Origin of the sequence: Saccharolobus shibatae B12 (assembly GCF_019175345.1) — an archaeon.
Taxonomy (GTDB): Archaea; Thermoproteota; Thermoprotei_A; order Sulfolobales; family Sulfolobaceae; genus Saccharolobus; species Saccharolobus shibatae.
On sequence record NZ_CP077717.1, the window covers coordinates 2,288,597 to 2,303,403 of the forward strand.

General features: G+C 35.3%; 15 protein-coding genes and 1 tRNA gene. 7 read left to right on the forward strand and 9 right to left on the reverse strand.

The annotated features are described in order from the left end of the window. Position 1: 1 nt before the first annotated feature. Complete coding sequence (locus J5U23_RS11985; RefSeq protein ID WP_218266296.1) at positions 2-1,870, reverse strand: glycoside hydrolase family 15 protein; 1,869 nt, start codon at positions 1,868-1,870, stop codon at positions 2-4. A gap of 14 nt (positions 1,871-1,884) precedes the next feature. Continuing rightward, positions 1,885-3,150: a DUF4954 family protein gene (locus J5U23_RS11990; protein ID WP_218266297.1), complete on the reverse strand. Its 1,266-nt coding sequence runs from the start codon at positions 3,148-3,150 to the stop codon at positions 1,885-1,887. A 37-nt stretch (positions 3,151-3,187) separates the two neighbouring features. On the opposite strand from J5U23_RS11990, the gene J5U23_RS11995 reads away from it, so the two are divergent. The 6 genes from J5U23_RS11995 (at position 3,188) to pyk (ending at position 10,002) form a co-directional block, all read left to right on the forward strand. Further along, on the forward strand, positions 3,188-4,531 hold the full coding sequence (locus tag J5U23_RS11995) for a glycoside hydrolase family 57 protein (RefSeq protein WP_218266298.1): 1,344 nt from the start codon (positions 3,188-3,190) through the stop codon (positions 4,529-4,531). Beyond that, positions 4,518-6,218: a glycosyltransferase gene (locus tag J5U23_RS12000; protein WP_218266299.1), complete on the forward strand. Its 1,701-nt coding sequence runs from the start codon at positions 4,518-4,520 to the stop codon at positions 6,216-6,218. The genes J5U23_RS11995 and J5U23_RS12000 overlap by 14 nt, the downstream gene beginning before the upstream one ends. A 10-nt stretch (positions 6,219-6,228) precedes the next feature. Further along, positions 6,229-6,915: a hypothetical protein gene (locus J5U23_RS12005; protein ID WP_218258428.1), complete on the forward strand. Its 687-nt coding sequence runs from the start codon at positions 6,229-6,231 to the stop codon at positions 6,913-6,915. Beyond that, positions 6,912-8,009 (forward strand): FAD-dependent oxidoreductase, encoded by a 1,098-nt coding sequence (locus J5U23_RS12010; RefSeq protein WP_218266300.1) that lies wholly within the window; start codon positions 6,912-6,914, stop codon positions 8,007-8,009. Before J5U23_RS12005 ends, J5U23_RS12010 begins: the two co-directional genes overlap by 4 nt. 122 nt (positions 8,010-8,131) lie before the next feature. Next, entirely contained in the window at positions 8,132-8,644 is a 513-nt protein-coding gene (locus tag J5U23_RS12015; protein ID WP_218266301.1) for a DUF1955 domain-containing protein, read from the forward strand. Further along, the gene (gene pyk, locus J5U23_RS12020; RefSeq protein ID WP_218266302.1) at positions 8,644-10,002 is read left to right on the forward strand and encodes a pyruvate kinase; all 1,359 of its coding nucleotides are present in this window, start codon (positions 8,644-8,646) and stop codon (positions 10,000-10,002) included. The genes J5U23_RS12015 and pyk overlap by 1 nt, the downstream gene beginning before the upstream one ends. Here the strand turns inward: pyk and J5U23_RS12025 are convergent. Continuing rightward, a complete protein-coding gene (locus J5U23_RS12025) occupies positions 9,982-10,317 on the reverse strand; it encodes a YidH family protein (protein ID WP_218266303.1) in 336 nt (111 codons plus the stop codon). The two genes, pyk and J5U23_RS12025, sit on opposite strands and share 21 nt — an antisense overlap. A 135-nt stretch (positions 10,318-10,452) precedes the next feature. Here J5U23_RS12025 and rpiA point away from each other — a divergent pair, with 135 nt between their 5' ends. After that, positions 10,453-11,136 carry a ribose 5-phosphate isomerase A gene (gene rpiA, locus J5U23_RS12030; RefSeq protein WP_218266304.1) on the forward strand — a complete coding sequence of 228 codons (684 nt, stop codon included), beginning with the start codon at positions 10,453-10,455 and terminating at the stop codon, positions 11,134-11,136. On the opposite strand, the gene J5U23_RS12035 is transcribed toward rpiA, so the two are convergent. From J5U23_RS12035 to J5U23_RS12060, 6 genes are all read right to left on the reverse strand, one after another. Continuing rightward, a tRNA-Leu gene (locus J5U23_RS12035) sits at positions 11,118-11,216 on the reverse strand. The two genes, rpiA and J5U23_RS12035, sit on opposite strands and share 19 nt — an antisense overlap. A 48-nt stretch (positions 11,217-11,264) precedes the next feature. Continuing rightward, on the reverse strand, positions 11,265-12,650 hold the full coding sequence (gene lysS, locus J5U23_RS12040) for a homocitrate synthase (protein ID WP_012711253.1): 1,386 nt from the start codon (positions 12,648-12,650) through the stop codon (positions 11,265-11,267). A gap of 63 nt (positions 12,651-12,713) precedes the next feature. Further along, complete coding sequence (locus tag J5U23_RS12045) at positions 12,714-12,989, reverse strand: hypothetical protein (RefSeq protein WP_012711254.1); 276 nt, start codon at positions 12,987-12,989, stop codon at positions 12,714-12,716. A 5-nt stretch (positions 12,990-12,994) separates the two neighbouring features. Continuing rightward, complete coding sequence (gene pyrH / locus J5U23_RS12050; RefSeq protein WP_218266305.1) at positions 12,995-13,675, reverse strand: UMP kinase; 681 nt, start codon at positions 13,673-13,675, stop codon at positions 12,995-12,997. A 32-nt stretch (positions 13,676-13,707) separates the two neighbouring features. After that, complete coding sequence (gene cren7, locus J5U23_RS12055) at positions 13,708-13,890, reverse strand: chromatin protein Cren7 (protein ID WP_012711256.1); 183 nt, start codon at positions 13,888-13,890, stop codon at positions 13,708-13,710. A gap of 111 nt (positions 13,891-14,001) precedes the next feature. Beyond that, on the reverse strand, positions 14,002-14,799 hold the full coding sequence (locus tag J5U23_RS12060) for an SDR family oxidoreductase (RefSeq protein ID WP_218266306.1): 798 nt from the start codon (positions 14,797-14,799) through the stop codon (positions 14,002-14,004). Positions 14,800-14,807: the final 8 nt, after the last annotated feature.

Genomic DNA, 14,807 nt, shown 5'->3' on the forward strand with positions numbered 1-14,807 from the left:
GTTATATATGGTTTAAGAGCTTATTAATTGCTATTATGAATTCAGCGTGAGACCACACTAAAGGTGTAACTGATGTCGGCTCAAAAGTTTCTGGATCCACTTGTTCTGGTAAAAAGCCAGTTGGTAATGCCCTATTAATTACCCATTTTATGTACTCGTTTGCCTTATTTTTATCGTTAATTGTCGCATAATATTCAGCTAGCCATAATGTTGTGATTATCCAAGGATTTGGTTGTTTTTTCCTCCTCTGATACATATCATTCTCATACCTTATTACTCCACCGTTCACGGTCAATTTATTTTCAATCTCGTTAATGGTATTTATCATAATTTTGTCATTTGCGTCCACAAGACCAAAGAAGAATGGTGCGTAGAGACTTGAGTCCACGGTTAGATCTTGATTGTTTTCCTCATCTATTCTTCTAATAAACCTTCCATTATATGTCATTCGTTTCAAAACCATTCCTTTTAATAAACCTGACGTATCGCTTAAGTCTTCACTTAATATTTCATCTCCTACATCATAAGCTAACTTTGCTCCCTTCGTTAATGCACCGTAAACTGTAGATACTGTATAAATATGTATGCCATATCTTTCTTCCCACAGATCAAAAGATGGTTTTGGTAATCCCTCTTCCATAAAGGACATCATAAATTTTAAGGCTGGCTTTACGAACTTCTTATATAAGGGAAGTATTTCGTCAATGTCTTCGTATTTTTCGTAATGGCTAACTATTGCCCATACTTCTAATGCTGTCTCGTCTTCTTGGATTGGATATATCCTTTTCCCCTTATAAAACCAAGGATGCCAAGAACTAGCTAGAGTTGTATTTGGATTATATTTATGGTACAAGAAACCTTCAGAATTTACTATATTAGAAATAAATTGAAAATGTCTTAATGCCAGTTCTTTATAACCAGCTAGATCTAGGGCATAAGCAGCAATTGCCGCATCCCTAGGCCAACAGTACTGATATGAATCCCCATAGATCTTTACAAAGGAGAAGTCTGAAGAGGCTATTATTGACCCGTTAATGTCCATGTGATTTCTTATTACAAAAAGGCTAACATCGTAGACTCTCTTAATATCTTGCATTAAACTATTTCTGAAGAGTTTATTTTTCTTTAGCCAATTCCGCCAAAACATGTAGGTCAGCGTGAATGAGGTCTCTACGTTTGCGAAGTTTATTTTTCTTATTTTTTGCCTTAAATCCTCTAGGTTTCTATCTGCAACGATTACATAGTATAATTTCACATAGGAATTAGGATCTATATTTGCCTCTATACCCATACTTGAATTTACATCTCCGTTTTCTATACCGTTAAGCCCTAAATTGCCATCGTAAATATCTCCAATCAAGTCACCTTTGCCTACATTATATTCAGAAAATATTGATGTTGTAGTAAATACTTTAAAGGCCAGATATCGTTTAGATTTATAATGAACAATTGAAAGGGATAGGGGATCATAAAATGCAGTATCCCCAAATGGATTTGAATATAAATTTATATCATGTATAAAGAATATTTTTATATTTCTGTTATTATTTTCATTATTTGCTACTTTTATAATAGACATATAAATCGGATCATCAGGGTCTAGAAAGTTGTAAGAGAGAAGAGAAAGTCCCAATTTCCTAATGTCGCTCCTAATCTCAACCATATTTGCTTCATCCAGATACAATACAGTAGTTTCCCATTCTTCATCTAAGGAGATGGTATTCTTATCTTTATCCCAAATGGCTAACCTAATCGGGTTTCCAGAAGTCTGGTTTTCCATTCCAATGTAAGGATAATAAATATCAACTATTCTACCCTTCTCATCGAAGTTTATTAACATTCTACCATTTCCTATGGAAGAAACTCTCATGGTGAGATGCCTTATCACGTTAATATTGTATCATGAATTCTACTGCCGGCATTTATAAACTTGTGTGGGTAAATTCTAGAACCTATAATCTCACTACCTTCCCCTATTATTACATCGTCGGCAATTACACTATTTATTATCCTAACTGGTTTCTCATCGTTTGACCTTATCTCGACATGCCTAGCTATTATTGAATTTTCAATGTATACGTTATCTCCAATATAACCTCTATCCATAATCGCGCTTCTTACTATCTTTACTCCCTTCCCAATCATCGTGAAGTTATCTACATTAGACTCCTCTATATATGTATAGTCACCTATTTGACAATGTCTACCTATAAGCACATCCCCTTCAATTTTTATGAACCCTTTCTTGAATTTTCTCTGTATCTCCTTTCTTCTCTTCCTTGAGTCCGGACTTGTTCCTTGTACAAATATACGTCTATTAGGATCTATCCTCATTCCACCTATTTCAGAATCTGGCAATGTGTGTAATAGCGTAATCATTGCGTCCAAATAACGCTCTGGAGTACCTATATCAAACCATATTTCTTTCATGGGATATCCGTAAACTGGATAACCTTTATTTATCAAGTATGGAATTATATCCTTTCCGAAATCCATTTTACCCATCTTATACATTTCCTTCACTTCATTACTCTTAAAGATCTTTCTTATTTCGGGAGATAGAATATAAATTCCAGTATTTATTAGATCTGATGGCGCGTCCTCTCTTCTCTTAGGCTTTTCAACAAATTTTCTTATTGCCAAGTCCCCAGTAGTATCGGCTACACCAAATTCACTTAGGTCTCCTTCATATTTCTTTAGTACTATGGTCATCAACGAGCCTTTAGATTCGTGAAATTCCAATGCCTTTGCTATATCTAACTTGAATATGTTATCTCCTTGTACTACTATAATAGGCTCATTAATGTCATAATATTCAATATTTATTCTCACAGAATCAGCGTTACCTATACTATCTACTCTTGGTTGATACTTAAAGTGAACTCTTGGCTTAATCTTATATCTTGCTGAAAAACCAATACCCTCCTTGAATAAGTCAAACAAAGACCTATAATTTACATACCCCCTTACACCAAAGATGAATTCCTTAATCCCTTGTTTAGCTAACTCTAAAATTGTATATTCAATAAGTGGTCTGTTAAGTAATCTAACAGCTGCCTTAGATGTTTCTATTGTTAAAGGTCGTAATCGGGTAGCTTCCCCACCTATGGGAATTATGACTTTTACATCTGATATATCCCACTTTGTCATCAAATAATATTTATGAACGTGTAACTTATAAAAAGATATGAAAAGAATAATATTAGGATTTGAAGTTCATCAGCCGTTCAGGATTAGAAGAGATTTCTTTTGGAACCCGAGATTTAGGCAAAGCTTAGAGGATAGGTTTTTCGATACTGAAAGAAATAAGGATATATTTGAGAGAATAAAGAAAAACTGCTATATCCCTGCAACTAATATAATACTAAACTCCATTGAAAGAGCTGAAGAGGAAGGTAAAGACGTTAAATACTTCTTTTCAATTTCAGGTACTTTCTTAGAGCAAGCTGAAAGATGGGGAAAAGAAGTAATAGACTTGTTTCAACAGTTGGCTTACACGCACAAAGTTGAATTTCTAGCACAAACATACTATCATTCAGTAACTGGTCTTTGGGAGGATAAAAGTGAATGGAGAGAGCAAGTTAAGATGCATAGGGATGCTATAAAATCGTATTTTGGGCAATATCCTAGTACTTTTGAAAACACTGAATTAATAACTAAAAGGGATATTATAGAAGAAGCTGAAAAGATGGGCTTTAAGATGATGTTAAGTGAAGGGACTAGTAGGAATTTAAGGGGAAGAAGTCCAAATTATGTCTATAAATTAAAGGGACATGAGATTAGAATATTGTTTAGAAATTATATATTAAGTGATGATATAGCCTTCAGGTTTTCTAATCCAAATTGGGATCAATATCCGTTAACAGCTTCCAAATATGCTGATTGGATAAGTAAGAGTGAGGGAAATGTGGGATTAGTATTCGTAGATTACGAGACTTTTGGAGAACATCACAAAGAGCATACTGGAATTTTAGAATTTCTCAAATGGCTACCAATAGAGCTTGAGAATAAAGGGGTGGAGATGATGATGCCAAAGGACGTTTACAATGATGTCTATGATGAAATAGAGATCTCTCACACTACCTCATGGGCGGATATAGAAAAGGATGAGAAAAGTTGGTTAGGTAATATAATGCAATGGGCTTACGACGACGCAGTTAGAAGGGCTGAGATGCCCTCAAGGGAATTGGGGAATGAGTACTTAAGAGTTTGGAGGTATTTCACTACAAGTGATAATTACTATTATCTTTATTTAGGGCATGGGAGTCCAGCTGAAGTACATTCCTATTTCAATGCCTTTGGATCTCCTATAGATGCGTTTATAAATGAATTTTATGCAATATCAACATTTATACATGAAGAGATAAATAAATTAAATATTAAGAATGAGCCTTATATATTTATGTTAGGAGATAAGAGAGCGTCAATAGCTTGGAATGAAAAAGAATTCATGGAAATTGTAATGAGAGATGAAAGGTTTAAATCTCATTTGAAAAACTTAAGGCAGTGGTTAGGAAATGAAAAGGATTGAATCACTGTGGTTACCTGAGGACATTAAAAAAGTGTGGATGATAACATTTGAATTGCAAAAGATAGCAAGTGTAGGAGGATTAGGAAATGCTGTATATAACATGGCTAAACATCTAGCTGAAAAGGGAATAGATGTTACGGTTTTCATGCCATCTCATGGAAGGCATCTAAATGAATACTATAGGTCTCTCTTAAGTTTGAGGCACATTGACATGGTTGTTGAGGGAAGAAGAAAGGGATTAGATAATAACTATTATCATTATAAAATAGGGTTTGAAGAAGGAAAAATAGATAATTTCAAGGTGATTTTGGTAAAAGGATTAGATTATAACACTGGTAGAATATTGGATTCATGGAACGTATATGACAGCACAATGGAGAAAACTTCGCTCCTTACAAGAGGATTAGAGGGGTTCACTTTAGACAATCTATCTAACCTTCCAGATATAATCCATGCACAAGATTGGCACGCTGTAATTCCCGCAGTAAGGATAAAACAACTCTTGGAAGAGAGACGAATAATCATCCCAGTTATTTACACCATTCACTTGCTGAATTACATTGGCGTACCTTGGCACTACGCTTCTCAAGACTGGTCTGGAATTGAGGATTGCTGGCATTATATTTGGATGGTAGCTAGGCATGAATTACACAAATATTCATATGTATGGGATGTGTTATCAAATGGAAAAATTGAGAAATTCGGTTGTTACGAGGCTGATATGGTGAGTAGTGTAAGCTATAGTTATTTAAGTTTTGACGTATTCAATTTTGTAGGAAATTGGGTAGCCAATAAGTCATGTGTAACGTATAATGGCACAGATTGGGATGTAGAAGAGATCCAGAATAAGGCTGTTACCGTGTATGGAACTAAGGACAGAAGGGAGTTAAGGAGAAGGCTCCTTTCATCTCTACATTCACTCAGAGTTATTCCAGAGGACTACACTACCGGCAATATGCTATGGAATAGTAGGGGTAAGTTAGGGTTAAGGGATGATTGGACTTTCGATGATTTAGGGGAAGGGCCCTTGGTTTTATTTACTGGGAGATTAGTGTATCAAAAGGGTATAGATTTACTTTTTAGGGCTATGAAGGCAGTTGCGAATGAAATAAATAATGCTAGACTCTTAGTTTTTGGAATTCCGTCCGGAGATTATAACTTGCTTTGGGATATTATAGAGAGAGCTTCAGAAATTAGGGATAACATGAGGCTAATATTAGGTAGAATGGATTTAGATCTATATAAGCTATTTCATTACGTGTCCTCAGTCCTCGTAATTCCATCTAGATGGGAACCGTTTGGTATAAATTCCATAGAGGCTATGGCTATGGGATTACCAGTAATTGCCTATGCTGTAGGGGGTTTAAGAGAGACAGTCGTTGACATTAGAGAGGATAAAAATAATGGCACAGGTTTCTTGATTAAGCCTGAAAGTATAGACGAATTAGCTAGAGCTATAAAAAATGCGTTATATTTGTCAGAGGCTTCGGAGCTTAATAGAAGCGATTTGCTATATAAGGCTAGTGAGGTTAAAGTAGATGATACGAGATACTGGGAGAAGGTACGTGAAAATGCAATAACTAGGGTTAAGACTAGATTTAGATGGGATGCAGTTATAAACTCTTTAATCGAGTGTTATAGACGGACTCTCGATATGGCTAAATATAGGGCTTTAGCCTCCTTTTGAGGAAGGTATTATGGATATAAAGAACGCATTGGAAAGAAAAGACATCAAATATTTGATAAGGTATATAAGAAGTGTACTTAATTTGCTGAAAAGTAAAGATGGATTAGAAAGAGAAGTTGGATGGAAAGCTATAGATTTCTTAATCGAAACTGGGAATGTTAATGAACTAGTCCAGTATAGGAATTACTTAAGATCATTACTGTGGCATAGATTGCAAGGGGTTAGGGATGACGCTTGGAAACACTTACATGTGTATAAGATCTTACAGACAAAGGGGATTGAAAGAGCATTAACTGCGCAATCAGACAAGATAAAATGGTCTGCTTGGAGTAATGTGCTAAATTTAATTCAACTAGAGATAGTTCCAAAAGAACACATCAGAAGCGTGAGATACGCCTACTGGAGATTATTAAGAAGTATATATCCAACCATTAGGAAAAAAGCTTGGAGACTATTTGTTAAATTAGTTCATGAAGGGATATTTGACTCCTCAGATAAGCATAGGTTTTCGGAATTTCTAAAAAGTAACAAAGCCAATGTTAGAATTCTGGCCTGGAGGACGGCTTTCATGCTTGTTAAAGAAAATTTCATCAGTTTAGATGAGTTAAAGGCAAATATTGAATATCTAGAAGAGCTAACTATGCAACAAAGCAAAGTTAAAAAAGTTGCTGAGAAATTAATTAAAGAACTAACTTGAAAGTTGGAATTGTAGGAGGGGGAATAGTAGGTTTATTTACCGCTTATTACCTAGGTAAGGAAGGAATAAGAGACATTATAATATATGAAAAAGGTTTTCTAGGAGCTGGTTCAATACATGCTGCAGGCTTAATAGAGCCTTATAGATTTGATAAAATAAATACCCTTAGCATGATTAAAAAGATGTTAAAATATAAAATGAATGGGAGTACTGACATAAAGGAAGTTGACAAACTTTGGTTGATAGAGCTTATTAAGAATCTAGAAAAGGATCCTCCAAAGGAAGCTTGGGATACGATGAGAGAAATGGCTAAATTTTCTCTATCGGAATACAAGAGAATGGCTGAGGAAAAGAACGATTTCGATTATCATGAAGATGGTCTTCTTGAATTGTATCATAATTCTAAAGAGTTTGAAAATGGAATAGAGGATGAGAAAAAGAGTCCGTTTAGTCCTAAGTTTGAAGTTGAGGAAGTAAAGGGTTTTGCAGGTGGGTTATTCTTTCCGGAACTAAGTAGAATATCTACTGAAAAATTCGTTGATAGAATTTCAAGAGAAATTACCGACAATATAAAGGTTAGAAATGAAGAGGTTAATAAGGTATCTGAAGAGGGATACATAGGCGAGGAAAAGTATGATTTGGTAATAGTAGCAGCTGGAGTTTGGTCTAGAATCCTCAAAATTCCACTAACTGCGTTTAAGGGTTATGGGTATAGAGTTAAAGGCGTTAGTAAGCTAAATCGCGCAGCAGTTATTGTGGATTATGGTCTAGCTATCTCACCTTTAAGTGATCATATAAAGATAACTGGAGGATTCGATGCGGACTTTTCCATTCACTCCAAAAGAGCTGAAGAATTTCTAAAAAGAGCTGAAGAATTAGTTGATATCCAATACATTAATGATTTAAACATGGGCTTTAGGCCATGTTCACCAGATGGTTTCCCAATAATTGGGAGGAGAAATAATCTAGTATTAGTCACTGGAGCGTGTAGGTTAGGATGGAGTTATGGACCAGCTATGGGTAGATATGCCGCTGATTTAGCCCTAGATAAGGTGAAAGATCTTGGTTATATTTCACGATACTATCACGAATAACAACTGGATATGCATAATTAATAATGTTGAAGATAAAGAAAACTTCCATCCAATTTTAGTGTATTTTAAAAGAAATGAGGCTTAAGAAATAATTTAAACTATTAGTACGTAGAGTATTATTGATGAGCGAGAGCCAAGAACTAAGAAAAAAATTAATTGAAGCTAAAAAACTGATATTAGATGGCTTTGTCGAACAAGGAATTGAACTTCTCTCTAAGACAATTACCCCAGAAAACATTAAAGAGTCAAACTGGATTATATGCAATATAATAGATACAGCAGATTGCGATGCAGTTGTAAAGACCCTAGATTCCATAGGGAAAATATTTGATACGTCACCTTGCGCTAATATAAAGAGAATAGTTTACTGTTATGCGTTAATGAATAAGGTGAGTGAATATGTTGATTTAGCACTAGACATTATTGTCAAGTCGAATAAAAAGGATGCATTAGATAAACTATATAATGATTTGAAAAATGAAAAAATTAATCCAGAGTTCTTATTAAAGATGGGCATTGCATATAAGAAATTAGGTGCAGTCAGAGAAAGTAATGAAGTCCTAAGGAAGGCATGTGAAAATGGATTAAAAGAGGCATGTGAAAACATTAAAGAAATAGCTAGTAAGATTATGTAATGAGAAAAACTAAAATAGTTGCCACTTTAGGTCCTTCCTCAGAGGAAAAAGTAAAGGAGCTTGCTGAATACGTTGATGTTTTTAGAATAAATTTTGCTCATGGTGATGAAACATCTCACAAGAAGTATTTTGATCTCATTAGGACATACGCACCAGAGTCTAGCATCTTAGTAGATTTGCCAGGGCCTAAATTGAGACTGGGAGAGCTTAAAGAACCAATAGAGGTGAAGAAAGGAGATAAAATAATTTTCTCCCAAAAAGATGGAATTCCAGTTGATGATGAGCTATTCTATTCCGCTGTAAAAGAAAACTCATACATCTTAATTGCAGATGGAACAATACGTGTAAGGGTCACGTCGAAAAGTAAGGATAAAGTAGAGGGAATTGTTGTAGAGGGTGGACTTTTATTATCAAGAAAAGGAATAAATATCCCTAACGTTAGTCTAAAATCTGGGATAACAGATAACGATTTAAAACTTTTGAAAAGAGCGTTGGATCTGGGAGCAGATTACATAGGTCTCTCTTTTGTAATCAGTGAAGATGATGTAAAGAAGGTAAAGGAATTTGTAAAAGATGAAGCGTGGATTATCGCAAAGATAGAGAAGAGTGAGGCGTTAAAGAACCTGACCAATATTGTTAGGGAATCAGATGGAATAATGGTAGCCAGAGGCGATTTGGGAGTTGAGACTGGGCTAGAAAATTTGCCTTTAATTCAAAGGAGAATAGTAAGGATCTCAAGAGTATTTGGTAAACCCGTCATTTTAGCAACTCAAGTATTGACTTCAATGATAAACAGTCCTATACCTACTAGGGCGGAAATTATAGATATCTCTAACTCAATCATGCAGGGCGTAGACTCTATAATGTTAAGCGATGAAACTGCCATAGGTAATTACGCAGTTGAAAGCGTAAGAACTCTTCATAATATTATAAGCAATGTGGAAAAGAGTATAAAACACGGGCCAATTGGGCCACTTAATAGTGAAAGTGATGCAATAGCTTTAGCTGCTGTAAACGCAAGTAAAATATCTAAAGCAGACGTAATAGTAGTGTATAGTAGATCAGGAAATTCGATATTGCGTGTATCGAGATTAAGGCCTGAACGTAACATAATAGGGATCTCTCCCGATCCTAAACTATCTAAGAAGTTTAAGCTATGTTATGGTGTAATACCTCTAAGTATAAGCAAGAAAATGGAATCAATAGACGAGATAATAGACGTTTCCACCAAGCTAATGGAGGAAAAAGTTAAGGACTTAAGATTTAAAAAAATTGTCATTGTAGGAGGGGATCCAAAACAAGAGGCAGGGAAGACTAACTTCGTCATAGTCAAGACATTAGAACAGCAGAAGGAATGATAGAAATATTGCAAAAATTATAATTATAACAGAAAAAATAGTATTCTCAGTCTTTTTTGGTTTGATAGAACCTTTCTCTAAATCCTTTTCGTAAGCTAAATACGCATATAAACCGTAAAGTATGGTTATTATACCTAAAATTATCATGACCTCACCGTAAATTATTGACGCAGACTGAGTATTACCAGTTGGCTTTAGAAGATGTAGAAAGAGTACGAATTTAGCTATAACAAAGCCAAAACCTATAAGAGCAATTCCAGTTCTTATCCATGCTAATAAGGTCCTTTCATTTGCTAGATGATCTGAGTTTGACATATTTAAACACCCTAAGGTTAAATACCTATGAAATATAATTTGTTTATAAGTGATGAGCTTCCAGGCTTAGATCGATGAAGAGGGATGTGCAAACGCTGAGTTAGGTTTTATATTTACTTTACCAACCATTTACTCGTGGATCCAAAGGAATTATTGGCAACGTATGCTTTGAACTATCTAAGAGAAAAGAAGATAATAGGTGTTGGTACAGGAAAAACTGTTAAAAAATTGATAGAAGTTTTGAGCAAGGAAGAAAATCTTAAAGAAACTGTATTATTCGTTGCGAGTTCGTTCGATACTGAAATCGAATTAAGTAAACACGGTCTTAAAGTAATTTCACTTCTTTCTGCTATTCAACCTGAAATTTACGTTGATAGTTTCGATGTAGTTACCAAAGACGGTATAATGATAAAGGGTGGAGGAGGTGCCTTGCTTAGAGAGAAGCTTTTAACATATTTTTCTAAGTATAGGATTTTCATAGGAGAATTCAATAAGTTAAAGGACTCTAAACTAATTGACGTTCCAATTGAGGTCGTAAGCATCGGCGTAAGTTATGTCAAAGATAAGCTAGAGAAAATGGGATTTGCTGTAAAAATAAGAGAGGGAAGCGGTAAAATGGGACCAATTATTTCAGATAATGGAAATGCGATTTTAGATGTTTCTGTTAAGACTGAAAATTTATGCGAGTTTGACAGAATGATAAAGACCATTCCATCAGTAATAGAAACTGGGATTTTCTGTAAGGAATTATATAATAAGATAATATTGGCTAATGAAGAAGGTAGGATTGAGGAACTGTATGCGGGGGACGGGATTTGAACCCGCGAAGGCCTTCGCCAGCGGATCTCTTACTAAAGGGTCTTGAGTCCGCCCCCTTTGACCAGCTCGGGCACCCCCGCACATTTTAAATATAAACTCGTTTTCCTTAAAAAGTTTTAGAAGAGGATTTACATTTTCTTAAGGACTAATGACGTTAGTGTTGATCTCACACCTTTAGTTGCTCTTATACTTTCAATTATCTGGTTTAATTCGTTGGAATCCTTAGCTTGAACTTTAACCAATATGTCGTAATCGCCGGAAATTTCCATAACCTCCTTAACACCATTAATAACTGACAAACGACGGGTCACTGATGTGGTATAAACGTTAGAATCACATTTAACTGAAATTAACGCCTCTATTTGTTCAGGTGGCCTTGGCTTTAAAACTCTTCCAGTTACCTCTTCAGCTAACTCAAGCAAATCCACATCTCTGTAAAATCTTATGGTTGTATTTGACTTGATTTTAGCTAAAATCTGATCCATTTCAGCGTCACTAATCTTCACACCTAGTTTTTCATATTTATCCCTCAACGCGTGCTTTCCCGTATACTTATCAATTGTATAATCTCTTGTTCTACCAAATGTCTCTGGAGGCATAAATTCATATGTTCTAGGATCATTTAACACTCCTGCAACATGGACCCCTGCCTTATGCAAGAATGCGTAATCCCCAGTAATGGGGTAGTTGGGTGGCATCGGAATTCCACTGTACTTTTCCACCAAACTGGAAACATACTGCAATTTATCTAGTTTAACGACTTCTATACCAAAATGATATTTAATAGCTGCTGCTATTTGTTGCAAAGGTACTATACCAACCCTCTCTCCAAGCCCATTGACTGTAGCATGGATAATTGTGGCTCCACCTTCTATCGCGGCTAACGCATTTGCTACTGCCAAACCTAAGTCATTGTGAGCGTGAATATCAAACTCCAGGTTTGGTACTTCCCTTGTCAATGCACTGAATAATTCCTTAGTTTTAGATGGATATAAAATGCCTACAGTATCCGCTATACTAACCCTATCTGCCCCTGCATCTCTAGCCGTTTTCGATACTGTAACTAAGAAATCGAAGTCTGTCCTTGAACCATCTTCTGCGGTAAATCTGACTTTTACGCCATGATTTTTAGCGTAGCTGATCGTCTCAGCTATTGTCCTTAAGGCCTCTTCTCTAGTTGCTTTGTGTTTTGCTTTTAAATGTAAATCACTTACACCATAGAATATTGCTATCCTATCTACCTCCAATTCTGCTGCAATTTCTATATCTCTTTTTACGGCTCTACTATGTCCTACAATTTCTGATGTTATAATACCCTCTTTTTTCAATTTCACTATTCTTTTTATCCCTTCATAAATATCTGGGGATACTGCTGGATGACCAGCTTCTATCATAGATACTCCTAAATCGGATAAGGCTTTGGCTATCTCTACTCTTTGATCTACAGTGAATATCACTCCAGGGGTTTGTTCTCCTTCCCTTAACGTTGAATCTAAAATACCTACTTTTATCATATAAGTGAGAATCAAGGTAAAGGATATATAATGAATTCGGTAAAGAAAGGTTCGAATTACAAACTATTTTATAGTACTTAGTATCAACTGGTTCACATTCTCTATGCCTATTTTTTTGTAATATCTTTGCAGTATCTCTGCAATCATATCATAAAATTCTTTATTTTTCCTTATCTCATCCAAATGGCTCGAATATACATATATTATAGATGTCTTGATATTATCACTACTTCTTATATCTAGCTCTATCTCATCTAATATCTGCATAACCATATCGAAATTTACTTTCCCTTTAAATTGTCTTAATTTTGCAAATTCTGGATCTTCTAGTATTGACATAACCATCACACCGGCTCTATAATTGATGAAACTTCCTCTCCTTTTAATATGTTAATTATCCTATTAAGCTTTCTATAATTCATTATCACAACCCTTATTTTGGAACGTTCAACTATCTTTATTGCTAGAGGATCTAATAACTCATACGTACCAGCTTGAACAGATTGGGAACCCTCTAAGATTTTACGTAAGTCTTGAGTAGTTAAGTGAGGAATAAGTTTTACGTCCGTATACACTCTTGGATCTTTCTCGTAGACACCATCCACATTAGTTGCAACAACTAACGTTTTTGAAGAGGAGGCCTCAGCAACTAGAGCAGCTACAGCAGCAGTTGATTGTCCAGGCTGAAATCCACCTGTAACCACTACCTTTCCATGAGACCAATCTTGTATAAACTCTTCTAGACTTTGGGGCACGTGCATGTACGCTAAATCTTGCAAGGAGAACATTACTAGATAAGCGTTAAGTCTTGATGCCCATATACCTAAAAGATCTAAATAAGCTTCACCTATTCCAATTTCTCTTGCTAGCTTTATATACCTTCTAGCAGTAGACCCTCCACCTGTTACAATACCTACTCTAAAACCATTATCAGCAAGCTCTTTAATACTCTCTCTTAAGACTATTAAGTTATTTACATTATCTTCATCAAAAAACTTTCCACTTATCTTTAAAATAATGTTCATCACTTTACAAAAAAGAGGAAATAATTTTAAAGTTATATTGGATAATCATCTGGTAGTTTATGTCGGAAGTACTTTCCAGTTTCTGGATCTTTAAATAGACCTATCTTCACACCTTTTCTGCCCTTTGGTGCCAATGCCCATACCTTTTCTGGAACTAATTCAGCCTCCTTACCGGCTGGTGTTTTTACTTTTACTGCTTTTTTACCCGAACTCATACTTTCTCTATAATACTACTATAGGACTAATTTTATAAACCTTTCCATGAGTTAGATGAAGTATAATACCTTAAGTCCTTCAAGGGTAATATTAAAGGTTTATTTTAGCCCTTAAATCGCTCTTGTCATTCCACCATCAATTAAAATTGACGTTCCATTAATGTATCCTGCGTAATCTGATGATAAAAATACCAAAAGAGCACCCAACTCATTCTTTAGGTCCCCAGTCCTTCCAATAGGAATTTGAGAGACTACTTCCCTTTTCCAAATCACATCTAATGGTTGACCAACTTTTTCTGCATATCTTTTTAAAGATCTCTTGGCTCCTTCAGTCTCGAAACTACCCATTAAGATTACGTTAGCACTTATGTTGTATTCACCCAATTCTTTACTAAGCAGTTTTGCCATCTGGATTAATGGGGCTCTTGTAATATCCGCTAACGAGAACATTCGTTGGGGCTCTTTAACTGTCCAAGACGATAGAAAGAATATTCTACCCCATCTTTGAGCCTTCATGTGTTGATATACCAGATTTGTAAGTCTTATCGCACTTAATAGATATAGTTTAGTAGCATATTCCCAATCCTCCATAGTATTCTCAAAAAAATAGGAAGGTTCTTTAGGAGGATTCCCAGAGTTTACAACTAAGATATCGATTCCGTTCATGATCTTTAAACTATAGTTAACCAACTCCTCTAGAGATTTGAAATCAGTTAGATCTGATACAAAACCCCATACTGATGGCCCTATTTTCCTCATTTCTGAAACGGCTTTTTCTACTTTCTCTTTACTTCTTGAAGATATTACAACATTACACCCTTCCCTTAAAAAAGCCTCGGCAACTCCCCTCCCAATTCCTTCTGTAGACGCTGTAATGAGGACTCTTTTACCAGAAATATTAATGTTCATAATAATTT